The 23,585-nt window shown below is 45.5% G+C and carries 20 protein-coding genes and 1 tRNA gene; 6 read left to right on the top strand and 15 right to left on the bottom strand.

Annotated features, from left to right (window positions below; genetic code table 11):
* Window positions 1-29: 29 nt before the first annotated feature.
* Complete coding sequence (locus tag GN277_RS02405; RefSeq protein ID WP_159749508.1) at window positions 30-1,277, top strand: MFS transporter; 1,248 nt, start codon at window positions 30-32, stop codon at window positions 1,275-1,277.
* 87 nt (window positions 1,278-1,364) lie between these two features.
* Here GN277_RS02405 and GN277_RS02400 read toward each other — a convergent pair whose 3' ends face one another.
* From GN277_RS02400 to GN277_RS02390, 3 genes are all read right to left on the bottom strand, one after another.
* Entirely contained in the window at window positions 1,365-2,606 is a 1,242-nt protein-coding gene (locus tag GN277_RS02400) for an aminopeptidase P N-terminal domain-containing protein (RefSeq protein WP_159749506.1), read from the bottom strand.
* Between the two features lie 105 nt (window positions 2,607-2,711).
* A tRNA-Lys gene (locus tag GN277_RS02395) sits at window positions 2,712-2,784 on the bottom strand.
* Window positions 2,785-2,987: 203 nt separating this feature from the next.
* Window positions 2,988-4,715: a hypothetical protein gene (locus tag GN277_RS02390; protein WP_159749504.1), complete on the bottom strand. Its 1,728-nt coding sequence runs from the start codon at window positions 4,713-4,715 to the stop codon at window positions 2,988-2,990.
* A 332-nt stretch (window positions 4,716-5,047) separates the two neighbouring features.
* Here GN277_RS02390 and GN277_RS31975 point away from each other — a divergent pair, with 332 nt between their 5' ends.
* The gene (locus tag GN277_RS31975) at window positions 5,048-5,623 is read left to right on the top strand and encodes a DUF6512 family protein (RefSeq protein WP_244324562.1); all 576 of its coding nucleotides are present in this window, start codon (window positions 5,048-5,050) and stop codon (window positions 5,621-5,623) included.
* Between the two features lie 32 nt (window positions 5,624-5,655).
* On the opposite strand, the gene GN277_RS02385 is transcribed toward GN277_RS31975, so the two are convergent.
* Window positions 5,656-7,377: a glycoside hydrolase family 32 protein gene (locus GN277_RS02385; RefSeq protein WP_159749502.1), complete on the bottom strand. Its 1,722-nt coding sequence runs from the start codon at window positions 7,375-7,377 to the stop codon at window positions 5,656-5,658.
* A 173-nt stretch (window positions 7,378-7,550) separates the two neighbouring features.
* Here GN277_RS02385 and rbr point away from each other — a divergent pair, with 173 nt between their 5' ends.
* Complete coding sequence (rbr, locus tag GN277_RS02380) at window positions 7,551-8,090, top strand: rubrerythrin (RefSeq protein ID WP_159749500.1); 540 nt, start codon at window positions 7,551-7,553, stop codon at window positions 8,088-8,090.
* Window positions 8,091-8,136: 46 nt separating this feature from the next.
* Here the strand turns inward: rbr and GN277_RS02375 are convergent, their stop codons facing one another.
* The 10 genes from GN277_RS02375 to GN277_RS02330 form a co-directional block, all read right to left on the bottom strand.
* Window positions 8,137-8,709, bottom strand: a complete 573-nt coding sequence (locus GN277_RS02375; protein WP_159749498.1) for a hypothetical protein — start codon at window positions 8,707-8,709, stop codon at window positions 8,137-8,139.
* A 7-nt stretch (window positions 8,710-8,716) separates the two neighbouring features.
* Window positions 8,717-9,334 (bottom strand): V-type ATP synthase subunit D, encoded by a 618-nt coding sequence (locus GN277_RS02370; protein ID WP_159749496.1) that lies wholly within the window; start codon window positions 9,332-9,334, stop codon window positions 8,717-8,719.
* 62 nt (window positions 9,335-9,396) lie between these two features.
* Complete coding sequence (locus GN277_RS02365; RefSeq protein ID WP_159749494.1) at window positions 9,397-10,800, bottom strand: V-type ATP synthase subunit B; 1,404 nt, start codon at window positions 10,798-10,800, stop codon at window positions 9,397-9,399.
* 15 nt (window positions 10,801-10,815) lie between these two features.
* Window positions 10,816-12,627, bottom strand: a complete 1,812-nt coding sequence (locus tag GN277_RS02360; protein WP_204162690.1) for a V-type ATP synthase subunit A — start codon at window positions 12,625-12,627, stop codon at window positions 10,816-10,818.
* On the bottom strand, window positions 12,581-13,168 hold the full coding sequence (locus GN277_RS02355) for a V-type ATP synthase subunit E (RefSeq protein WP_159749490.1): 588 nt from the start codon (window positions 13,166-13,168) through the stop codon (window positions 12,581-12,583). The genes GN277_RS02360 and GN277_RS02355 overlap by 47 nt, the downstream gene beginning before the upstream one ends.
* A 30-nt stretch (window positions 13,169-13,198) precedes the next feature.
* Window positions 13,199-13,507, bottom strand: coding sequence for a V-type ATP synthase subunit F (locus tag GN277_RS02350; protein WP_159749488.1), 309 nt, complete (start codon window positions 13,505-13,507; stop codon window positions 13,199-13,201).
* 1 nt (window position 13,508) lies between these two features.
* The gene (locus tag GN277_RS02345) at window positions 13,509-13,940 is read right to left on the bottom strand and encodes an ATP synthase subunit C (protein WP_159749486.1); all 432 of its coding nucleotides are present in this window, start codon (window positions 13,938-13,940) and stop codon (window positions 13,509-13,511) included.
* Window positions 13,941-13,960: 20 nt separating this feature from the next.
* A complete protein-coding gene (locus GN277_RS02340) occupies window positions 13,961-15,895 on the bottom strand; it encodes a V-type ATP synthase subunit I (protein WP_244324561.1) in 1,935 nt (644 codons plus the stop codon).
* Window positions 15,892-16,938, bottom strand: a complete 1,047-nt coding sequence (locus GN277_RS02335; RefSeq protein WP_159749483.1) for a V0D/AC39 family V-type ATPase subunit — start codon at window positions 16,936-16,938, stop codon at window positions 15,892-15,894. Before GN277_RS02335 ends, GN277_RS02340 begins: the two co-directional genes overlap by 4 nt.
* A 3-nt stretch (window positions 16,939-16,941) precedes the next feature.
* Window positions 16,942-17,253, bottom strand: coding sequence for a hypothetical protein (locus GN277_RS02330; RefSeq protein WP_159749481.1), 312 nt, complete (start codon window positions 17,251-17,253; stop codon window positions 16,942-16,944).
* Between the two features lie 314 nt (window positions 17,254-17,567).
* Between GN277_RS02330 and trmB the strand changes: the two genes are divergently transcribed.
* On the top strand, window positions 17,568-18,230 hold the full coding sequence (gene trmB, locus GN277_RS02325) for a tRNA (guanosine(46)-N7)-methyltransferase TrmB (protein ID WP_159749479.1): 663 nt from the start codon (window positions 17,568-17,570) through the stop codon (window positions 18,228-18,230).
* Between the two features lie 70 nt (window positions 18,231-18,300).
* On the opposite strand, the gene GN277_RS02320 is transcribed toward trmB, so the two are convergent.
* Window positions 18,301-21,387 carry a flagellin N-terminal helical domain-containing protein gene (locus GN277_RS02320; protein ID WP_159749477.1) on the bottom strand — a complete coding sequence of 1,029 codons (3,087 nt, stop codon included), beginning with the start codon at window positions 21,385-21,387 and terminating at the stop codon, window positions 18,301-18,303.
* Between the two features lie 403 nt (window positions 21,388-21,790).
* On the opposite strand from GN277_RS02320, the gene GN277_RS02315 reads away from it, so the two are divergent.
* Both GN277_RS02315 and GN277_RS02310 read left to right on the top strand, forming a co-directional pair.
* The gene (locus GN277_RS02315; protein ID WP_159749475.1) at window positions 21,791-22,114 is read left to right on the top strand and encodes a thioredoxin family protein; all 324 of its coding nucleotides are present in this window, start codon (window positions 21,791-21,793) and stop codon (window positions 22,112-22,114) included.
* A 103-nt stretch (window positions 22,115-22,217) separates the two neighbouring features.
* On the top strand, window positions 22,218-23,540 hold the full coding sequence (locus GN277_RS02310) for a DUF1002 domain-containing protein (RefSeq protein WP_159749473.1): 1,323 nt from the start codon (window positions 22,218-22,220) through the stop codon (window positions 23,538-23,540).
* Window positions 23,541-23,585: the final 45 nt, after the last annotated feature.

Genomic DNA, 23,585 nt, shown 5'->3' with positions numbered 1-23,585 from the left:
TATATATTATGAATATGGAGGTTTGGAACATGAATCAAAAATTATTTTCAAAGGATTTTACCCTGGTTGTCATTGGTCAGATTATCTCACTGTTTGGCAATGCAACCCTGCGGTTTGCGTTACCCCTATACTTACTGAATCTGACAGGTTCTTCGGCTCTATACGGGACAGTGATGGCATGTGCCTTTATTCCGTCTATTCTGCTGTCGCCTGTAGGCGGCATCGTTGCAGACAGGGTGAATAAGAGAAACATAATGGTAATCTTGGATTTCTTTACGGCAGCGGTTATTCTGACATTTTTCCTGCTGATGGATAAGGTCGGCATTGTTGCTCTTTTAACGGTTACACTTATGATTCTGTATGGCATTGCAGGCGCCTACCAGCCTTCTGTTCAGGCAAGCATCCCTGCTCTGGTGAAACAAGAGCATATCATGGCAGCCAATTCAATCATCAATACCATAAGCAGTTTTGCAGCTTTAATCGGTCCGGTGCTTGGGGGCGTCTTATATAGCGCATATGGTTTGAAGCCAGTATTATGGACTTGTACGGTATGCTTTGTCTTATCGGCAGTCATGGAGATTTTTATTCACATACCTTTTCAAAAACCACTCTCCAACGGCAGTATTTGGCGGACAGTAAAGTCTGATTTTTCAGAAAGTATTCGATTTATCCGCAAAGATAAGCCCGTAATCGGGAAAACACTTCTTATCGTATGCGGAATCAATTTGTTTATGTCTGCAATGATCATAGTCGCATTGCCCTATCTGGTTACAGAGGTATTTGATTTGGGCGCAGCCCAGGCAAACAGACTTTATGGCTTTGCTGAGGGCGCCCTGGCGGCCGGAGGACTTACAGGTGGAATCTGTGCAGGCATATTTGCAGATAAACTATCTATTCAAAAAGCTGGAAATCTGATTATAGCCTCTGCTGTATGCTTATTTCCTGTGGCTTTTGCACTAATATTATTTTCGTCCGGTATCATAAACTACATTGTTATTACTGTATGTTGCTTTATCATTATGATATTTTCAACCATTTTTACGGTACAGATGTTGTCTTTTATGCAAAAGGAAACGCCTCAAAATTTAATCGGAAAGGTGATTGCCGTTGCACTTACCATCTCTATGTGCGCGCAGCCTCTGGGCAATGCATTATATGGAGTTCTGTTTGAGTTTTGTAAGGGCTTTGAATATGCTGCAGTTTTATTTTCTGCTGTTGTGTCACTCGTCATTGCTGTAAAAGCAAGAAATATTTTTAAGATATTTACGACAGAATAAAAAGATTATTTGAACAAAAAAACGGATTACCCTTCCATTTTATAGGATGTTTTTGGTAATCCGTTGTTTTGATTTTAAGCTTTACTCCTATCTCATAATCTCCTCAATCTCCTCAACTGTCCTTGGAATATCCTCAGAAAGATTCCTGCAGCCATCCTCCGTAATCAGACAGTTATCCTCCAGACGGAATCCAATTCCCCATTCTTCATGGTAAATGCCAACATCCACACAGAATACCATCCCTGCTGCTGTCATTGCATCGCGCGCCGACACCATATCATGCACGTCAAAACCTATATGATGAGCGCCGCCATGCCACATATAGGTTCCAATCTCATCAAATGCTTTACACACCCCTGCTTCCCGAAGCTGCCTAAAATTATATTCTTTTATCATCTGATCTACATCCATCATGGGAAGTCCTGGCTTCAGGACGCCAAACATATACTGTGAAGTTTGATACGCACACTCATACAACAATTTCTGCCGTTCCGTATATTTTCCATTGCAAGGCCATGCCCTTGAAACATCCGTCACCAAATAATCCCATCGCACACCCACATCATTTAACACCAAGTCCCCATCCTTTGCCTGACCTCTGTAGCTGTCGTAATGAATACAAAAATTATTCTTTCCGGCGCTGATAATTGACGAAAATCCTGGCTCAAGAACACCGTACTGAGCCAACGCATAGTCATACTCTGCCTTATACTGATATTCGTACATTTCCGGTCTTGAATGTTCCATCATGGCAACAATGCCCGCTTTTGTAATCCGCTCAGCCTGCTCAAGGGCCTCTATCTCACAAGGCTTCTTAATCAAGCGCATTTTCTTCAAAATTGGAAGGGCATTTTTCAACTTCATCCAGGGATATCCTGTCTCTATGTACTTCTGCATCCAGTCTGCCCCGTTAAAGTTTCTGCGCCCTTCTTTATGGTCAATGTCAAGATAAATGGTACGAATACGATTCTTTCGGACCATTTCCGCAAGATAAGGCTGCCATTCGTCGAAATATGCAATATCCTTCATTCCAGATTTTTCTGCCGCCACATCAGGCTTGATTCGCGCCCCGTTCCATCTCTCCTCAAATGCATCCGGCGCAAGGATAAACAGCTTCTCCACCAGACGCTCGCCCTCCTTATACAGCATCAGAACGCTGTCTCTCTGCTCAATTCCTGTCAGATAGACAAAATTTCGATTTGCATAAAAGGGATAGTCGTCGTCTGCTGATTTCCGCAATACTTCGCCGCTTAAGAAAACCGCCAGCTCACCCGACTCCATATGATTCCCGAAGGTTCTTCTGTTTTCTACATAAAATGATGTTTTCATAATCTCATGTCTCCTTTGTAAATATATTTTATCTCCCCAAATCTGGACATAAAAAACCACCGCCCCCGGAGTTCTCAAAAGCCTCCAAAAACAGTGATTTTCAAATGCGCGATCAGGGGCTCGAACCCTGGACACCCTGATTAAGAGTCAGGTGCTCTACCAACTGAGCTAATCGCGCATGTTTCTTAAGTTTTCTTTATTATTTCCTTAACACAAATGGTATTATATAACATGTTTTACTGAAATGCAAGAGGTTTTTTCAATTTTTTTTATTTTTTTTAAGTTTTTTTTCAAATTCCTGCTTTTTTTCCTGATTTTTAAGGCATTTTATGGAATTGACGGTGAGACTGCCTCCCACTCTCCCACCGTCCAATCATTCCTTTATCCTAACTGCCTGGCAATCTCCCTCAGCGTACGGTCCACATTATTTCCGTGAACGTACACAACCTTCTGCTCCTTCTTACGCTCATTCATAATCTTATAGTACAAGCCATGCTTCAAAATATCAGTATTCACAATGATATACTTTTTATTATGCAGCACAGACGGGTCGAAATTCATATAGTCCGATGAGAGAAATTGACTGGTCGGCAGACATCTGCGCAGCTTCTTCTGCCAATTTCGATGACCGCCAATCACGATACTTCGCTCTAATCTCCCGACATCAAGCATCTGACTTCCTATGCCGTCTGAAGTACTCTCCGCCTTACCTTCCCCTTTCTTACAGAATACAAACTCTCTTAGTTTATTAAGCTCTGTTTTCTCCCTCTCATGCTGTTCATCCTTCTTCATGCTTTCCCGTCTCAGTCTCTCTATCAGCCGCTCTGCTTCAGCCAGCTCATGCTCCTTATCCGTCTTCTGCCGCTCAAGCTTGTGCAGCCTCTCCTCCATCCGCTTTCTCTCATATTCCATACTCTTTACCGCACTTTCCTCACAGGACCTCTGGTACTGTATCTCTTCCGGTATCTCACTTTCATACATGGCCTCAATCTGCTGAATATATTTGCACAAAGTCCCAAGTAGGAGAACATACTTATATCGCTCCCAATCCTTTTCTTCAAAAATTGTACACAGCATTTCTGCCTCCCACTTTTCCAGATATATTCCATACAAAGCCCGCGTCTCCATACCAAATATATTCAGCAGCTTCTCCATCCTCTCCCATCTCTCACACATTTCCTGGTTTTCCGTCTCCAAAAATTCACTAACATAGTAGGCTCCAGGCTCCCTGTGTTCTCTTAAAAATTTCCTATAGATTCGCTTACCCTCTGCCATATCGGCTTCCATCTCCTGAGGGTTAAGCCGCCTTTCCTCATAGATTTTCAGCATACAAACCACCTGGCAGAATTGATAATCCATAAGCCTTGGAATATCCAGATCCTCTGCGATCACCATCTCGATGACCATCTGACATAAGCTAATCTCTACCATGGCATCTTTTCTCATGAGCTCCTCAAACTGCTTACCTGTTAAATAGTCAAGCTTCTTAACCACGTTCTTTAATGACTTGTAACCCGCATAAATAATATTCATAACCATCCGGTATTGTTCCTCAGACTCCTCCTGCCTTAGCAATAGCAGTAATCCAGTCATTAGCTTCGCCGCCTTCCTCTCATCCAGAAGAAATTTGCGCAGGAAGCCTGCTGACTGGTATTCTGACCCCTGAAACAGCTTCAGACACTCCTTTTCACAGCCCTTTAAGGACTCAAGCAGCATACTTTTGCAGCGGCTGTTTCTCACAACTCCATAGACAATAAACGGTATCACATCAATCTTTGTTTCCTTCTGGTGCATGACTCGTATAGGCTCAAGCAGCCTGCGATGAATCTCCGATAACTCCTGAAACCTCTCCTCCTCCAATTTATCGCCAAATATTTCCTCATATATCTGCTCCCGCTTTTCCTCATTCAATTCCACCCTCAGCGCATACACCCCGCTTTTCTCATTGTCTTCCAGAGAGCATACCTTCCTTTCACACTCCGATCTTACCACCGGACTTGCAAGCATTTTCGACGCCAGGGCGGGCGTTTCCATACACATATCTACAAATGCAGCCTTTGTATTCACCTTGCACCGAAGTCCATTAAATATTATCATATTCTTGTCCATCTAAATCCTCCTGAAAATACATCAAAACCAGTCAATCAACTTCTCTGAACCTGCGACTCTACTGCACCATAGGCATCCCTCCCCAACAAGTACTGCAACTTTTGACATTGAAATAATCTGGCGAACCGCCAAAGATAAAAAATGAAAATCTCAGAATACATGAACATCATATAAACATTTCATTTGATGTGGTTAATTCTAGCACAGCTTTTCCAAAGGTACAAGAAAAACCGTTCGACAAATTTTGCATATATTTTGATTGGTGTTCTCACGTCAGAAGGCTCATATTATCTCCCTAATCAGCATATAATGAAAAATAGAGGTGTCTTTCTATGAAAACTGTAAAATTGAAATCAAACATAAAACGAACGGCTTTATATCTTTTTAGAAAATTATTTGATATAAAAAAATATATTGCTCAAAAGGACAGGCCCTATGCGCTGGCCGCAATTCTTCTGGGCTTTTTGAACCATTTTCTCTACCAGCTATCAAAAGGCTCGGCATTTATCGCACTTATTTGTCCGGTAAACGAGTCTGTGTGGGAACATTTAAAGCTTATATTCTTTCCAATCCTTTTTGTATCCGTAGGGGAATATTTAAGATACCGTCCGGAGCCGGTCCGTTTCTTCTACTGCCGCTTCCTGGCCGTCCTATGTGCCATAGGCGCCACCATTACACTTTTCTACACTTATACCGGTATTACAGGAGAGAATTTTCTTGTCATAGATATTTCAATCTTTCTAATCAGCATCCTTTTCGGATTTTATATGGATGCACACTTTTATCACAAAAGCATGGGCAGGACATCCCAGACAACAACATTTTCATTGTGGATTATCACATCCCTGTTCTATTTTGTATTCACATGCTTTCCGCCGGACATACCCCTCTTTTTTTCTGCGAGCTAGAGGGAGGACATTGGCGTCCTCCCTCTAAATCATTATTTCCATATTCCATCCATCAAAAAGACTTGAATCCTGCCTACTTTCTCCTCTTCCTGAAATTCAGCCCGAAAAACTCCGTCGCGGCAATCCTGATAGAACAGCTTCGTGCCCACAGCCTCCCCGTCGTTTAAATAGACCTCCACAAGCCTTCTGTCCACGAAAATCTCAGCCCTCCTAAGCCGCTCCACCTCTGTTACAAACTGAACCTTCTCCGATTTGACGCCCTTCGTCTTGATTCGTACCTCCATGCCTTCCCGCACCAACCAAATCTCTCCCGCCTCAGAGCTTCCTAACAATATCCGAAAATCTACGCTATCCTCAAAATCAATCCTGGCATAGTAACAATTCCCCTTCAAATTCTCCAAAGACAGACTATGTCCGGCTGTATCACAGACCTTTTCCCGACACAACTGATAGATTTCTTCTACTGGTTTCTGACAGAGACGCCCATTTTGAACGGAAAGCTGTCTTGGAATCGTCATGGCGCCGCATGAGCCATTTACCTCCGGCACATGCTCCTCATAAAAATCCGCCGTCCATCCAATGGCAATCCGCCGCCCTTCATGCTCAAATGACTGCACCGCATAAAAATTACTTCCGAAATCGTAGGTCCCTTTGTTCTTCGGATAAAACCTGCCGTCTTTATAATCCCCCATATACCAATATGTGGGCTGATATCTCTGCTGCTCATCCCAATACAGCATCCACGACCCCGCTGCTACAAACTGCCCGTCTAATTCAAAGAAATCTGGACATTCAAATGTCTGAACTCCTTCTGTCCGTTCTTCAACCAGCACACCTTCATAGCTCCATTTTTCCATATCCTCTGAACCAAAACGGGCAAGCGACGGAATTCCCTTTATCTTCGTCCCGATTACCATCTGCCAGCGTCCGTCCTGCCAGTATACCTTGGGGTCGCGGAAATGCTCAAACGCAAAGGTATCGTCTGGCCGTTCTACCACCGTAACCTCTTCGCCAAAGTGAATACTGTCCCTTGACCTTACCATCGTCTGATACTGACGGGTATTCTCCTTGGTTTCCTGGGGCGGCCCTATATGACGCGTCAGATAGAAAACAATCTCCTCCTCAAGGGGCACAGCGCTTCCAGAAAAAGCGCCGCCTCTTAATTCTTTCTGTGCAAGAATCTCCTCCTGGGGCTGCAAAACGTAGGGCAAATGAATCCAATGCACCAAATCCTTGCTTGCCGCATGGCCCCAGTACATCACGTCCCACTCCTGGCTATGAGGATTCGCCTGATAATACAGATGATAATATCCCTTATAATAACACAAGCCGTTAGGATCGTTAATCCAATTCTTATATGCATTAAAATGATACTGCTCTCTGTTTAGCGTGTCGTACCACGCGCCCAGGTCATTGGTTGCCAGCCACCCTCCTGCACCCGAAAACTTAACCTCCCCATCCTCTGAAGCCTTCTTAGCTTCGTCTGTTACATATTCGAGGAAACAGACGCCCTCATCCATCATGTCGTCAGATTCCGACAGATAGGCAATACTTACCTGACAGTCTAAAAGCTCTACTTCATACTCTGTGTCAAGCTTCACAGGAATCCTATGTAACGTATAACGGCAGGCGCCCGCCGAATATTCCATCCATGGCCCTTCGTCCCCTTTCATCCGCAGGCATCCCTGTTTTCCCTCCAATGATTTCAAAAATATTTCCAGACATTTGTAATTTCCTGTATGTATTCTTCCCATTGCTTGTCTCTCCCTTCGCGCCAAGCTTTGACCTTCCTTCAGCGCTGAGAATATTATAATGTGTATCGCCAGAGATTGCAAAAATATTTCATAAAATGCTTGCAATTTATTTTAAAAATGTTATAATAACAATAATCGTTATTATTTTATTTCAACTAAGGAGGATATAAAGCATGGAATTAAAAGGAAGCAAGACAGAGGCTAACCTGCAGGCGGCATTTGCAGGCGAATCTCAGGCAAGGAATAAATACAGCTACTATGCATCCAAGGCAAAGAAGGATGGCTATGTTCAGATTGCCAATATTTTTGAAGAGACTGCGGCGAATGAGAAGGAGCATGCCAAGATTTGGTTTAAGCTGCTTCATGGGGGAGCCGTTCCGTCAACCATGGAGAACCTAAAAGACGCTGCCGACGGCGAGAACTTTGAGTGGACGGATATGTACGCAGCATTTGCCAAAGACGCCAGAGAAGAAGGCTTTGACGATATTGCCTATCTGTTTGAAGAAGTTGGTAAGATTGAAAAGGAGCACGAAGAAAGATATCGCAAACTCCTGTCCAATATCGAAGAGGGGCTTGTCTTTTCAAAGGAAGGAGACTGCATCTGGCAGTGCTCAAACTGCGGTCACATTGCCGTGGGCAAAAAGGCTCCTGAAAAATGTCCGGTGTGTGCCCATCCACAGTCTTATTTCCAGATTAAGGCAGAGAATTACTAAAAAATACAGGGGACTTCCAATCAATGGAAGTCCCCAATAAAATGCTCTAATGCCACTGTGTCGTATGCTCATCAGTTACATCTAATGTAACATGGTCTACAAGAAAGAAGCCTAATATCTGCGTATCCATAACCTTATTTCCATTCTCGTCGCAATACTCCTCCTCATAGACAAACTCGTCCTGTCCCTCATAATTCTTCATATAATCATAGGTAATCTTCTGCACCTTATATCCCTTTACGCCGCCGTCAAATTCGGCTTTTTCCCGATATACTACGGCATAAGGCCATCCCTTCGCGTCCATCATGGGAGTAAACGTCGTATCAATGCTATCAGAAGCCTCAATGTCTGCAAGCATACCATCCGTATAAAGATAATCTGCAACCGCCTGCATCTCCCTGTCGATACGCAAAAAGTCTTCCTCGGCTGTCTCCTCCTCATAACCATCGTCAATTATGTTTGGCTCGTCAAAATCATGATCATAACCTCCCATATCTGACATGACTCTCCTGACAACCCTGGAGCTATACTGGAAGACATAAAACACGCTAAATCCTATATTCACAATCATTGAAATGACAGCAATAGACACAATCAAAATCTTTTTCCATTTATTCATAACCAGTCTATTTTCCCTGCATCTTCTTAATCACCTTAAGTCTGGTAAATTCTTCCCGTTCCTTCTCCTCCAGCGCATTATTAATCGTATACACCAGGTTACTGTACATGGGAATCGTAATATTCTTCAGCGCATTGGCCCGCTTCTGGGTCTTCTTAATATTTGCCGCAAGTCTGTAAGCCGCATTCTCGACCTCCGCCAGCTTAATCGTCAGGTTCTTAACCGCCCTAAACGCCTCCCTGGCAATATCAATCGACTCCTTCGTCGTACCAAACGCATAAGTCAGGTCATTCTGCTTATCATCATACTTAATATGCGGAATCTCCGTCCCCATGATACTTCTGGCCTGAATACGAATCGATTCTTCAATGGGAACAGTAAAGGCAAGCTCCTGCACCTTGCTGATTCCCTGCTCAATATTCGCACGCTGCAGACACGTATATGCCCTGGTAAACGTAATATCAATTTCTTCCTGTATATTCTTTGCCTCGTCAATCAGCTCCATCAATTCCTTTAGAAGAATATTCCGCTTCTTATCCATAAGGTCATACCCCTGATGGGCAAGCGCAAGGGAATTCTTGGCCAGCATCAGATTACCTTTGGTGGGAAATTCTCTTGGGTCCATATACCGCCCTCCTTATCTAACAACCTTCAAAGCAGAACATCTTACCAAACCGCACGAACATATCACTTACTGTCGTCATCATCTGAATCTGCCTTCTGGGGATAATACTTTTCAACCAACTTTGTGTCAATCCTGTCAAGTTCTTCTTTGGGCAGGACTCCCAACAACTCCCATCCAAGGTTCAGAGTATCCTGAATCGACCGGTTCTCTGTGGGCCCCTGGCCAATATAACGCTTCTCGAATTCTTCTCCGAATTTCAGATACTTCTTATCAAGGGGAGACAGTTCATCCTCTCCGATAACCGAAGCCAGATTTCTTGCCTCTCCCACCTTTGCATAAGCAGAAAACAACTGATTGGCAAGCCCCTGGTGGTCTTCCCGCGTATACCCTTCGCCAATCCCGTCCTTCATCAGACGAGACAAAGAGGGCAGAATACTAATGGGCGGATAAACCGACTGGCCGTGAAGATTCCTGTCAAGCACCACCTGCCCCTCCGTAATGTATCCAGTCAAATCCGGAATTGGATGGGTAATATCATCATTAGGCATGGTCAGAATCGGAAGCTGCGTCACAGAACCGTTAGCGCCCTGTACAATCCCCGCACGCTCATAAAGGGTTGCCAGCTCACTATAAAGATAGCCCGGATATCCCTTTCTGGACGGAATCTCCCCTCTTGAAGAAGATACCTCACGCATTGCCTCTGCAAAGGAGGTCATATCCGTCAGAATAACCAGAATATGCATATTACACTCAAATGCAAGATACTCCGCCACAGTAAGCGCAACCTTCGGTGTAATCAGACGCTCTACCACAGGGTCGTTGGCCAGATTCAGGAACATGCACACATGGTCAGAAACTCCGCTCTCCTCAAAGGTTTTACGGAAAAACTCTGCAACGTCATGCTTCACGCCCATCGCGCCAAACACCACGGCAAAATTCTCATTGGTTCCATCCCCCAATGACGCCTGTTTTACAATCTGAGCCGCCAACTGATCATGGGGAAGTCCATTTCCCGAAAAGATGGGAAGCTTCTGCCCCCGAATCAGCGTGGTCAACCCGTCAATCGCAGAGATTCCCGTACGGATATAGTTCCTGGGGTACTCCCTGCGCACAGGGTTCAGAGGCAGGCCGTTTACATCCCTCTTTTCCGACGCCCCGATAGATCCAAGCCCGTCAATCGGCACTCCCACACCGTTAAATGTGCGCCCTAACACCTCCGGCGAAACAGCGACCTCCATGGGATGGCCTGTAAGCCTTGTATGGGTATTGCGAAGCGACATATTCTCCGTCCCTTCAAACACCTGGATCATCGCCTTATCCTCATACAACTCCACAATTCGCCCCATCTTCTTTGTATTGCCGTCTATCACAAACTCCACAATCTCATCAAAAAACGCACCCTGCAGCCCTTCCAGCACAACAAGAGGGCCGTTAATATTACTAAGTCCCAGATATTCTATTGACATGTACGGTTTCCCTCCTTATGCGTTCTTCGCGATTACGCGATTATAGAAGTCATCAATATCTCTTTTATACAAATCCAAAAGCTGTAGGTTATCATTGGGCACATCATACTTAATCGCAATGACCTTTTCAAAAATGCCCTCTGCCTTCAGAACAGACATAGGCTGCCCCATGGCCACCAGATGCCGCGCAGTCTTATAAAGATACAGGATTACATCCATCATCTTAAACTGTTTCTCCATAGATACACAGGTATCATCCTTGTGAAAGGCATTCTGCTGCAGAAAGCCCAGCCGGATTACCTTAGCAATCTCAAGAATCAACTTCTGATCATCCGGCAGCACATCCCCGCCGATTAGTTTTACAATCTCCATCAGACTGCTTTCCTGATTCAAGATCGCCATCATTCGGTTCCTGTAGTCCACAAACTTAGGCGACACATGATCCGCATACCATCCGCTTAAGTCGTTCAGATACTCGCTGTAACTGCTCAGCCAATGAATGGCCGGAAAATGCCTGGAATACGCCAGAGACTTATCAAGCCCCCAGAAGCAACGAACAAACCGCTTTGTATTCTGTGTCACAGGCTCAGAAAAATCTCCTCCCTGGGGAGAAACCGCACCGATAATCGACACAGAACCAGTCTCTCCGTTCAATGTCTGCATCATACCGGCCCTCTCATAGAACGCTGACAGCCTGGACGCCAGATATGCCGGGAAACCTTCCTCCGCAGGCATTTCCTCCAAACGTCCGGAGAGCTCACGCAGAGCCTCCGCCCAACGGGAAGTGGAATCTGCCATAATCGCCACGTCATATCCCATATCTCGATAATACTCCGCCAAAGTAAGCCCTGTATATATGGAAGCCTCACGGGCAGCCACCGGCATATTGGAAGTATTCGCAATCAATGTGGTTCGATCCATCAATGGATTGCCCGTCTTAGGATCCACCAGCTCAGAAAATTCTTCCAATACCTGGGTCATTTCATTTCCACGCTCACCGCATCCAATATATATAATAATATCCGCATCCGCCCACTTGGCAATCTGATGCTGCGTCATAGTCTTTCCTGTTCCGAACCCTCCCGGAATCGCCGCCGTTCCCCCCTTGGCTATGGGGAACATGGTATCCAGAATTCGCTGCCCAGTCACAAGGGGCACTGTAGCCGGAAAACGATGGCTCACCGGACGCGGCACTCGAATCGGCCACCTCTGCATCATGGGAAGCTCCTTCCTGCTGCCATCCGGCATCTCAACCACCACCAGAATATCATGAATGGTATAGTCGCCGTCCGGTACCACCGATACCACAATACCCTCCACGTCCGGCGGCACCATACACTTATGCAGGATCGCCTGGGTTTCCTGCACCTCTGCGATTACGGTCCCTGCGTGAACCGGCTCGCCTACAGCCACGGTAATATGGGTGTCCCACAATCTGTTCATATCCAGAGAATCCACGCTGACACCTCTGGTAATAAACGCGCCGCCGTTATCGGCAATCCTCTCCAGAGGGCGCTCAATCCCATCAAAAATATTATTCAGTATTCCAGGCGCAAGCGTAACAGAAACCGCCGCCCCCGTAGCCTCCACCGTCTCTCCGGGACAGAGACCTGACGTCTCCTCATATACCTGGATGGTGGTCAAATCCTTGTCAAGAGAGATCACCTCGCCCACCAGCTTCTCCTCCCCGACATACACCATCTCTGACATTCTGAATTCCGTCTTATCCTTCAGGTAGATGACAGGCCCGTTGATTCCGTAGATTTTCCCAGTCGTAACACTATCCAACCTGCACACCTCCCTTGAACATGAACTTCCTGTATTCATTCTCAATCGCACCCTTAAAAGCATGGTCAATCAGAATATTCTTCTCCTGAATCACAGCCCGCACGCCGCCGATAAAGTCCTCTTTGCTCACAGTCAGAGCCATACCCGTATGCTCCTCAAGATACTGCTTTTTATCCGCATCTGACGGATTAATATAGATGGTCATCGGCGCTCCATTGGCAAATCCCGTCGCCTTCTCGATATAGGTAATCAAAAGCCGTGTATACTCCTCTGTCTTCATATATTCCTGAACTACTTCACGGACTTCCTCGAACAACTCCGTCTTCAATTCCTTCTGCGTCTTACTCAATTCTCTTTTCAACTCAAGCTGCGCCTTGGACATCGCCATATTAAGCTGCTGCTGAGCGCCGACACGCTCCGCCTTCACCCGCGTCTCCGACTGGCGGAGCAGCTCAGCCCTATGCTGCTCAAACACGCCAAGCAGCGCATCCTCGTGCTGCTTTATGATCGCATTGCCCTCTGCCCTTGCTTCCTCCATGGCCGCCGCCTGCAGATGTGATATCTTCTCATCAATCGTCAAGTATGCCACCCCACATTCTATCTACACCATTTACAGTTTCAGTCCAATCGCCTCATTCACATAAGAAGTGATAAAGTCTTTCTTACGTCCGGTTCCGTGCCTGTCAGGAATCTCAATCAAAAGCGGCATGGTACGTCCAAGCTTAATCTCATCAAGCAAGTCTGGAAATTCCCTTCCGAACTTCTCAGTCAGCAGGATGATACCCACCGTTTTATCGTTCATTGCAGTTTCAATCGCAGCCCGCAGCTCCTCTCTCTCGTGGACAACGATGCCGTCTACTCCCGCAAGTCTCATTCCTGTCAGCGTATCGACATTATCACTAATCAGATACATCTTCATCTTACAATTTACCCAGAATCATGAAGGAGATGATCAGTCCATACAGACAGACACCTTCCGCAAGACCAACGAAAATGAGAGACTTACCCAAAGCGCTGGAATCCTCACTGATTGCTCCAAGAGCAGCGCTTGCGGCGCTTGCAACGGCAATACCACCGCCGACACAGGAAAGACCGGTTGACAGCGCAGCGGCAAGATAACCAAAACCAACAGCATTAGAAGCAGTCTCGGCAACGTCGGCCGCCTGGGCAGGCGCACCGCCGAACATCATAATTCCTGCAATAGCAAACGCCCCAAAATAGAAGAATGCATTTACCCCGATTGCTCTCTTATAACTCTTCTTCGTCTTTTCTCCAATCAAAAAGTATCCAAATGGAATAATGATACTAAGCACCAGCGCCGTAATAAGTAATAATTTTACAGTTAAATTCATGACCTAAATCCTCCTTACATCTATTTACTCTGCTTGTTAAATGGTTTAAATTCTCGTCCGCTTCCTTTATAAAAGCGGCTGAACATCTCATAATATTCCAGACGAAGCACCTGAATTCCAACAATCAAGCCCTCCAACGCACATACGACTATATTTCCTAAAATAATTCCGAACAGATTTGGCGCTCCATCCTCCGCTCCAGAGAGCATCAGCACCACTTCCATAATCGCCGCATGGCTCACAGCAAACGCCCCGATACGCACATAAGAAAGGGTGTTTGAGAAATAACTCAGAAGCGTCTCAAACAGTTCAAAGAAGCCTTGTACCAAAAACATTACCTTGCTTTCTTCCATCTTCTTATGATTATGCTCCACCAGATTCGTAAGCGGCTCCTTGAACACAAAAATCAGAATCGGAATTCCAAGAAACACAGCCATCATTATATTTCCCGGAACCCTATGCCCTGTCATATACAGCACAATCGTCAGCACAAGGAAGCCATAGAATACAAGTCCTGCAACGCCGTTTGTGGAAAACCATAGATTCTCTGTATCATGGGCCTTAGCCGCGTTGACAATCTGGAACAGCATTACCAGAATATTCAGCGCCATACCAAACGCAATTGCAATAATAAACACAGTATTCAACTGCCCAATAAACGGCAGGTCCGTCATTGCGTCCACAGGCCGCATCCATAATGCGGGGATTACATCCTCAAACCCGAAGATACTGCCGAACATTACGCCAAAAATCATCGAGAATATACCCGCAATAGACACAATCCCTGCCAGGCTCATTTTCTTCTTAATATAAATCAGCCCGCCGATTAGAAACAGGCAGAAGCCCTGACCCACATCGCCAAACATCGCGCCAAAGATGAATGTATAAGTAAGCGCCACGAACATGGTCGGGTCCATCTCGTCATGGGCCGGAAGCCCATACATCTTAATGAACAGCTCAAAGGGTTTAAAAAATCTGGGATTCTTAAGCTTGGTTGGAGGGTCTCCAAAGAATTTCTCCCTGTCCTCCTCCACGACGATGAACACCCTGTCATCCTCCTTCGCTTCCTCCATCAGAGCCTGCACGTCTCCTTCTCCCATCCAGCCGCATAAAATATAATAATCCTCCTTGGTATCCCCCACATCCGTCCTTGCCGCCATCTTGCGGACATCAAAATTATTGGACAATTCTTCAAGCCTTTTCCTGACGCCTAAAATCTTGGCGGCATGGCTGCTCACCAACTCCTCGATTTTCCGGTCAATCTCCTCGATCTCTTTTTTGACATCCTCAATCTGCTTCTGCAAGCTGATACAGGCATCCTTCGGGGTCCCGATAAATTCTGATGGAATCGCAATTCGCTCAAAGTGCAGGGAATTAAAGGCCGAATCAACCTTGCTGGTATCTATGTTTGATACAAAGTAGCATCCATAGACATAATTTTCATTCCTGGTTCCCTCCAGAAATACAGCCTGCAAATCGCCAAACAGATATTTTTCGAGCCTTTTGTAATAATCTACGCCGATTCTCCCGAAACGCACCTTCATATACTTGTAATGCATGGTCTTATGCAGCTCCAGGTCGAGAGGGGAGAAGGGCTCCAGAACATTCAGCCTCTCTCTTACTTCATTCTCCTTCTTGTTCAGCAGCTCCTTTTTCTCCTGCAAATCCAGATAATCATGGTTAATCTCTCTGATAAAGGCAAGCATCTCGTCCTTGGACATAGACTGGTCAATATGCTCCACGCTTTCCGACAAAAGAGCCGCGAACTGCTCTGCCTTTGCCAGCGCATCTTTATAGGGGTTCACCTCCACAAATGGCAGAAGATTATCTGTCGTCTTAAGCTCAGTGACTGCATTTTCAAGCTGCATCTCATATTTGGACAGATATTTGTCGCACACACGGTCGATATCCATTCTCGGACCGCTGATGCTCAAAAACTTCATCTTAACAATCATTGCATCACACCTCCTAAGTATCCTAACGTTTCTCTTGAAGATAAACCGTAACGGATACATTCAAGGGCTGTAGTTAGTCTATATATTTCTTCTTCCTTCAAAAACAGATAGGTATTCACCGTTGCTATGGAATAAGGATTCCGTCTTCTGTCACTGATGTACTGACGCTGCAGACACTCCTTGTACGTGGCCTCAAGTGTCATGCCGCTGATGTCTGCGTATTTCCTGGCATAATAGGTCTCCTCCAGACGCTTCTCATATTCCTCCACAGTCGGCGTTTCCACCAGGCTCTTGAATTCCTCCACACTGAGCCTATACTGAACCGGAATCGTCATGGAATAGATGTCAGGCGGAAGTTTATTATAATACTTCTTGGCCCGATAAATCCACTGGATATTCAAAAGATCAATCTTCATGCCAATATCCCGCACATACATTTCCCGTTCCTTACCATGTAAAAGCCGCCGGTTTTTCCTCCACATTTCAGAAAAATAATAAAGGTCAAGAGTCAGGTCATAATCAAACAGCGTCGCCCCTTCCGTCTCCCTGAGAGCCTTAAGCGGTGCATAATATTCCGTATCCCTAAGGTTATCAATCAACTCCTCCACATTTCGGGAGGTGATTAGCCTGTCTATGGATATCTGGGAATATTTATCAAAAAATTCCTTCTTATATGCTATATCAAAGGGCATATCATAATGGTTAAATACGATACGGAGACAGTAGTTAATCAGGTCAATCTCATACCTTTTCCAGTACAGCTTCAAAAACTTCTTCTGCTCCATTCCCGCAAACCGGAAGATTCGCGTATAGTCATCGAACAAAGACTGATACAGTATCTTCTCTATATTTCCCCTGTGATACAGCGATATATCCATCTGTCCCACATATCTTGTATATGCAGGCTTCCCCTTCAGATACTCGATTGCCTCCGGCACGCTCTTTAAGTTAGAAATATTCTCAAAATCCCGCCAAGTTAAGAGCTTTGCCTGCATTGCACGTATCTTCGTGGTTAGTCCGCTGTACGACATCACATTACCCATGCCCTACACCTCTACAATATGCGCCAGAATCTCTCTGGCATATGCGGTATGGTTTTCCTCAAATTCTTTCTTCAGGTTGTCAATCGTGGAGTGGTTCTTCTCCCGCTGCTCCTTGAGAATTCGCTCCATCTTCTCATCCGCCTCCTGCCTGATCTGCGCTAACTGCTTCTGAGTCTCGTCCTCAATCGTCTCATCAAAACGATCCCTATCGGCCTGAATCTTCTTCTCGATCTCACTCTTCTGGGCATGCGCATGCTCCACAATCGCTTCCGCCGTCGCCTCGATGTCTGCCAGTTTTTTTACAACCGTGTTCATTGAGCCGCCTCCATTCCTTTAAGATTTCCTTACTGTTACTCAGGATTTAAAATCATATGTGCAACATACCATACACCAATCAGTTGTAGGTTGATACAGTCTGACAAATATAACATGGTTTTCTGCCGACATTTCCCGCCATTTTGCACACAATTATAATATACTCCGTTTTTATCAAATTTCCATAGTAAAAATCAACAAAAAAACTGCTATTTGTTATCTTTTTCACACGCTTACATTTAATTGACTTTTTTCACCTCTCATTATAAACTAAGAAACATACGAAAATGCTTGAAAACAGGGGGAAATCGCATATGCGTCTGAGAAATATACCGCGCGCAGACAGCGTGTTGAATGAGTGTAAAGAAGTTGTTAAAAATGGGGCCGAATACCGCGGCAGATGGCGGGAGGTGTTTGGGAACTCCAATCCTGTCCACATAGAAATTGGAATGGGGAAAGGCCAGTTTCTTCTGACCCTCGCCAAACAGAATCCAAAGATTAATTATATTGGAATAGAACGGTACTCCAGCGTCCTTTTGCGGGCAGTAGAAAAACTGCAAAACGACAGCGAGATTCCACTCTCTAACATCCGCTTTATCTGCATGGACGCCCGCAGCGTTGCAGATGTATTTGCTTTTGGAGAAATCAACTGCATCTATCTGAACTTCTCCGACCCTTGGCCCAAGGCAAGGCACGCCCCAAGAAGGCTTACCTCCAGGGAGTTTCTTTCGCGCTACCATAAGCTTCTGGCATCTGATGGAGTCATAGAGTTCAAGACAGATAACCGGCTCCTTTTTGACTTCTCGGTTGCGGAAGTAAATGCTTCTTCGGAATTTGATCTAGTGGGAAGCACTTATGATTTACATCATGATATAGAGATGAATCAAGGAAATATAATGACAGAGTATGAGGAAAAATTTTCAGCTCTTGGGAATCCGATTTATAAATTAATAGCCAGCCCAAAGGATCTGCATTAATGCGAGCCAGCTTTATTCCAATCAGGGAACCGACAGAGCATATCCTTTCGGTTCCCTGATCACTGACTTCTTAACGGAGAAGTTGAAGCACAAGTTCAGGACGTTTGCTGGCTTGAGCAATGATGCTTTGCTGGGGCTGGCTTAAGATATCGTTTTTAATCTTTTCCATCATAAGACCTGCCATATCCGCATCCCTGATGCGGCTTTCCGCATCTTTTAAGTTAATGGTAGCGTGATTAAGCGCCTGGTATGCGTGCTCCAGACGGTTGTAGTCTGCCCCCATGACTGCCCTGCTGTCGGCTACACTGTCGTTGGCACAGTCAATCTTCTTAAGCAGGCCTAAAGGCTCCTGATTCTTCTCTGTAAGATCCACCTTCTCCGGCGGGTTCAGCCGTAGCTGCGTCAGAGACAGAAAGGGCAGATGAATCGGAATCAGCTCAGGCTCCGGATTATGTCCCGCATAGATCATGACCTCGCATTGCCGGAAATCCAATAACTGGCCTTCCGGCGGCTCCGACGGGGCGTATTCCTTCTTTGTTACCGTGTAGATAAAATTCGTATACACGCCGCTCTCCACAGAGCCGAAGAATTGCTCGTGTGTGTGAGGATCTTTTACGATTCCCGGTCTTTTGTCCTGGATGACCAGGGAGGTACTCGGATCGCCTACTTTCATGTCCGTATAATGCTTAAGGCTTGGCTTTACCTGATCGACGATGCTCTTTACAATCTGGTCTCCGCTGGTGACCTTAGACAGCTCTACCGGTATATTGTGGATGGTACGCGTCACAGTCTGGCCGTTGATGGTAACATCATGGGTAAAGGACGGAGGCGCGCTGCCGTCGTTTTCCCAGCAAAAATACACGTTGATGTATTCCCCCTCGCAGGTCGCACAATTAACCCGAAATCCCTTGCCCAGCAGACTATCCAGGTTGTTCGTATTGATTGAGGAAAAGTCCAGGGTCTTCTGCTCATGGCCGATGGCGGTGCCTCCGGAAAACTGCACGGGACCGCCCTTTATAATGCCAGACACACCCTCTGCACCATCGGAAACATTGACATCATAGAAGTTGCAATAGCGCTTCCACTGAATAGACAGGGATGCAGGAGTCTTAGCTTCATCTACTATCACTTTACAGTCATTGAACGAGCCTGTGGCCTTGATGGCCGCTTCCATGGCGACGGCTAGATCTGCAAAGCTTTTGCAGGCGGAAATATCGATATCTCTGTAGTCTGAACGGAGACCGGTTCCATCGGTGAATTCCCATTTGACGATACTGTTGCCGTTTCCGTTGCTGATACCGAAGCCTGTACCGATAAGTTTGGAGGCGTCAAAGGGCTTCTCTACGGTAAAGGGAACGGACACGTCCTGGCTAAAATAAAGTGTATTTGACAATACGGATGTACTGGCCGGTATCGCGGCTTTGACCTGAATGGATGCTCCTTCTATCGTAAAACGATAAGCAGATGTATTCGGGTTTGCCGTGAAAATTAATGCATTCCCCTGCTCCTTTACGGTGCCGCTGCCGGCCTTCTTAATCATATCCACCACCTGGGCGCGAATCTGATCGGGACTCTTGCCGTGTACGTCATGAGTATTCGTGTAATATTCTGATGTACTGTACGTGGTAGTTCCGTCCGTTCTTATGGGCGTATTTGGGTTCTGGCTGTCATAAAAAATATGATATTCAGAGCCCAACTTGAAGGAGAACGGCAAATTGAAGGAGCTGGCATCAGGAATCTGTACCGTATATGTGCCGCCTACCTCCGCAGAAGGCGGGGTGGTACTCGTACTGAAGTTAAGCCGGGCAGTCGTCCAGCTCGGCTTGGTAGTATCTTCTTGCTTACCCTCGGTTGATTCCGATATATAGGCTGCATGTTGCGTACCAGAGGATGCGGAAGCAGGAAGACTGACGCTAATCTCCAAATTGGGAGCCGTATACTTGATATTCGTCATGCTGCCAGCAAGAGGAGCTGTGCTCTTAAGCTTGTTTACAACAGCATTGACGAAATCGTCTCTGGTAATCGTATTCGGGGGCTGACTAAAAATATTCTTGTAAGGAATATTAACACTAACCGGACTCAATCCGTTTATGTAGATATTTAATGAATTCCTTCTCAAATTTGCAACGTCAATCGGCTCTTTAATATTGGACATATTGTAGGAAAGGGTCAAATCTGTTCCATACACCGGCGTATTGTTTGTAATGCCACTGCCGTCCACTTCACCAATCGTTTCCTTCCCCGCCGGATTTTCCACCTTCCAGCCATTTTTACCTTCTCCGGTTCCGTCTGGCACCGGGTAATAGGAAGTGGTTCCATTCACCTCAACAGGACACGAATAGGAGTCTAAACTTCCCGTCAGCTTTACTGTTTTAGTCGTTTCATCTACCTCCACCTTGTCGATATCGGGAAACTTGGCAAGCTGTTCCATGGCCTCCTTGACTGTTTGGATATTTTTGAGAGAAACAATGCGCGGATTTGAATTGTAATCGTGTTGGCTGGCATCTTTCCGAAAAGTATAAGTTCTGCCGCCAATTACTATTGATTTCTTGTCCAATAATTCCGCATAGTTCATTACCAGACTGTCCTCAAGTTGAAACGTGGCGGTGGCAGGATTTGCCTCCACAGGCGGAGAGAAATCTTCGCTTTTCACAAAGTCCATCTCTCCCCATAATTGCTTATCCGCGACCTTGTCAAAATCTTCTATGTAGTAATAAATAGGGTCGTCGGAGTCAGTGGGAATACCCCGAAAAAGCGGAATGGTATTGTACTTGCTGGTTGACGTGATGTGCTCAATCTCGCCAAAGAGCTGATTGATCTCCTCACTCATGTAGAGACGCTCCTGGTCGCTGTAGGTGCCGTTGCTTGCCTGCAGGCAGAGTTCTCTGGCACGGCGCAGCATCCCGCTTACCTCCTCCAGTGCGCCGTCTGCGGTCTGCGCAATGTCGATTCCTTCGGAAACATTGAGTTCACAGCGTTCCAGCTCAGTAATCTGAGCGCGCATCTTTTCCGATACGGCAAGCCCTGCCGCATCATCAGCCGCATGTCGAATCCGGAAGCCTGAGGATAGCTTCTGCAGATTCTTTGAAATTGAATTGTCAGTATTCTTCTTCTCACGCAGCGCATGCAAAGCCGGTATGTTGGTTTGGATTATCATATTGCTCTAAACCTTCCTTCCTGCCTTATCCTTGTAAGAAACCGCACGAAAATACTGCTAATGGAACTATTTAAAAATTATTATACTACAAAAAAATTCAATTTTAAAGTGATTTCTACCCTATATCTTTTTACCGTATATCTTTTTTTCTTTTTTATACACAAATTATCCTCTTACCGCATATATAATATAGAAGAATTTATGTCTGGAAGCATGCGTATGGGACGAAAAAAAAGAAAGAAAAATATTCAGCAGAAAATTTGTGAATTTACCTACCACAGAAAAGGACTCCACAAGAAACTGCTCTGCCTAAGAAAATCCATGGCTGAAGTATACCATACCCTTAATCCCGACTGCTAAACTCTGAGCTTGGTATAATCTGACAATAAGGAAGGTATAATCTATGCAACATTTAACATCCCAAAATTTCTCTACAGAAACAACCCGCGGACCACTTCCGGTCGTTGTTATGTTCTACGCCGTATGGTGCGGGAAATGCGCTATGATGAAGCCCATTGTAGAAGATATAGAAAAAAAATACCGCGGACGAATCAAATTCTGTGAAGTAGAAATTGACGAATCCCCTCTGCTTACGGCAGATTACGACGCAGATACCGTTCCAACCTTCGTCTTTTTCCGAAATGGACAATTCCTTGGCAGTATGCAGGGCATCATAGACGAAGACGTGTTTGAACGACGTCTACAAAAAATCTTTAGAAATAGTTAAGGCTTATTTTATTTGCAAATAAAGAAGAATATGTTATATTAGGGGAGATTCAAAGAAGATTACTTAGACAAAAGGGGGTATAGGTGATTAAACACCGAAGAATATGAAGAATATAAAAAAAATCATACCAATTATGATGGCAGCCGCACTCACCTGCACAAGCCTTCCCATGGCAGTACATGCAGATGGAGCGAAGGTTGTCACAATCGGCGCTAACCTGACAGATGAACAGAGAAAATCCATGTACGACTACTTTGGAACCACACCAGAGGCGGTGAATACCATAGAGGTAACAAACACTGACGAGAGAAAATATATGGAAGGAATTGCCTCTGAGGCACAGATTGGAACACAGACATATAGCTGCTCTTACGTGGAGCCCACCACCAGCGGCGGAATCCAGGTCAAAGTAGGGAATCTTACTTTTGTAACAAGCTCTATGATTGCGTCCACTCTGTTGACCTCAGGAGTCGAGAACTGCAACGTAGTTGCAGCCGCCCCCTTCGAGGTATCCGGAACCGGTGCGCTGACCGGAATCATGATGGCCTACGAGAAAGCCAGCGGAGAGACTCTCAGCGAAGAACAGAAGTCCGCCGCCACAGAGGAGCTTGTGACCACAGGCGCACTTGCAGACGCAATCGGCAAGGAAGATGCCGAGAAGCTGATGAACGAGGTAAAAAAAGAGGTTATTGAGAAGGATCTGACTGATACAGATAAGATTCAGGACGCTATTACAGACGCAGCGAACAATTCCAATATTACTTTGACCGAAGAACAGATGTCGCAAATCAACTCACTGATGAAGAACATTTCCCAGTATGATTATGACGTAAAGTCCCTAAAAAAGACACTGGAGAACCTGGAAGGCAAAGTTGAAGACAGCGGCTTCTTCTCCAATCTTTGGACTTCAGTGAAGAACTTCTTTACTGGCGGCTCAGAGGGCGGTGACGGCGGCATCATCAATGACACCAAGGATGAAATTCTTGGAGATAATGCTGTGATTGACAGTACATTGGAGGTTCTCGGCAAAGATAGTGCTTCCGAGGATGATCGCGAGGATGAGGGCGGCTTCTGGGATAAGGTGACAGGCTTCTTCAAGAACATCTTCGGCGGCAGCGACAAAGAAGCTGAGGATTCCAAGGAAGATTCCGGTACCGAAGATAATGTTGAAAACCAAGAGGATGCTGACAATTCTGAGGATACCTCTGGAACTGACAATACAGCGCTTGATGAAAATTCAACGAATGATGGTATGACTCCTGAGGGAACAGAGACAGAAACCACGCTCGGAGATGATGGCACAACCGTAGACTCCAATACTGGGTCTGATTCAACGGAAATGAACAAAGGTACGACCAATACTACCGGCTCAGGTACAGATATTGCCGGCTCTGATACAGATGCCAATACAGGAAGCGCTCAATAAAGAGCAGCAGCCGGAAGCATAGTAAAAAAATACCTCTTAAGTAGA

It is taken from the genome of Sporofaciens musculi (assembly GCF_009830285.1).
Lineage (GTDB): Bacteria > Bacillota > Clostridia > Lachnospirales > Lachnospiraceae > Sporofaciens > Sporofaciens musculi.
The sequence above is the reverse complement of the archived record's forward strand: the minus strand, read 5'-3'. Positions and strand labels throughout refer to the sequence as shown.

Coding starts and splice junctions, on each gene's coding strand:
- GN277_RS02345 (WP_159749486.1), bottom strand. CDS start 13,940: ATGAATTTAACTGTAAAATTATTACTTATTACGGCGCTGGTGCTTAGT.
- GN277_RS02330 (WP_159749481.1), bottom strand. CDS start 17,253: ATGAACACGGTTGTAAAAAAACTGGCAGACATCGAGGCGACGGCGGAA.
- GN277_RS02310 (WP_159749473.1), top strand. CDS start 22,218: ATGAAGAATATAAAAAAAATCATACCAATTATGATGGCAGCCGCACTC.
- GN277_RS02335 (WP_159749483.1), bottom strand. CDS start 16,938: ATGGGTAATGTGATGTCGTACAGCGGACTAACCACGAAGATACGTGCA.
- GN277_RS02350 (WP_159749488.1), bottom strand. CDS start 13,507: ATGAAGATGTATCTGATTAGTGATAATGTCGATACGCTGACAGGAATG.
- GN277_RS02320 (WP_159749477.1), bottom strand. CDS start 21,387: ATGATAATCCAAACCAACATACCGGCTTTGCATGCGCTGCGTGAGAAG.
- GN277_RS02365 (WP_159749494.1), bottom strand. CDS start 10,800: ATGTCAATAGAATATCTGGGACTTAGTAATATTAACGGCCCTCTTGTT.
- GN277_RS02370 (WP_159749496.1), bottom strand. CDS start 9,334: ATGGACCCAAGAGAATTTCCCACCAAAGGTAATCTGATGCTGGCCAAG.
- GN277_RS02340 (WP_244324561.1), bottom strand. CDS start 15,895: ATGATTGTTAAGATGAAGTTTTTGAGCATCAGCGGTCCGAGAATGGAT.
- GN277_RS02375 (WP_159749498.1), bottom strand. CDS start 8,709: ATGAATAAATGGAAAAAGATTTTGATTGTGTCTATTGCTGTCATTTCA.
- GN277_RS31975 (WP_244324562.1), top strand. CDS start 5,048: ATGAAAACTGTAAAATTGAAATCAAACATAAAACGAACGGCTTTATAT.
- rbr (WP_159749500.1), top strand. CDS start 7,551: ATGGAATTAAAAGGAAGCAAGACAGAGGCTAACCTGCAGGCGGCATTT.
- GN277_RS02385 (WP_159749502.1), bottom strand. CDS start 7,377: ATGGGAAGAATACATACAGGAAATTACAAATGTCTGGAAATATTTTTG.
- trmB (WP_159749479.1), top strand. CDS start 17,568: ATGCGTCTGAGAAATATACCGCGCGCAGACAGCGTGTTGAATGAGTGT.
- GN277_RS02400 (WP_159749506.1), bottom strand. CDS start 2,606: ATGAAAACATCATTTTATGTAGAAAACAGAAGAACCTTCGGGAATCAT.
- GN277_RS02405 (WP_159749508.1), top strand. CDS start 30: ATGAATCAAAAATTATTTTCAAAGGATTTTACCCTGGTTGTCATTGGT.
- GN277_RS02390 (WP_159749504.1), bottom strand. CDS start 4,715: ATGGACAAGAATATGATAATATTTAATGGACTTCGGTGCAAGGTGAAT.
- GN277_RS02360 (WP_204162690.1), bottom strand. CDS start 12,627: ATGAATACAGGAAGTTCATGTTCAAGGGAGGTGTGCAGGTTGGATAGT.
- GN277_RS02315 (WP_159749475.1), top strand. CDS start 21,791: ATGCAACATTTAACATCCCAAAATTTCTCTACAGAAACAACCCGCGGA.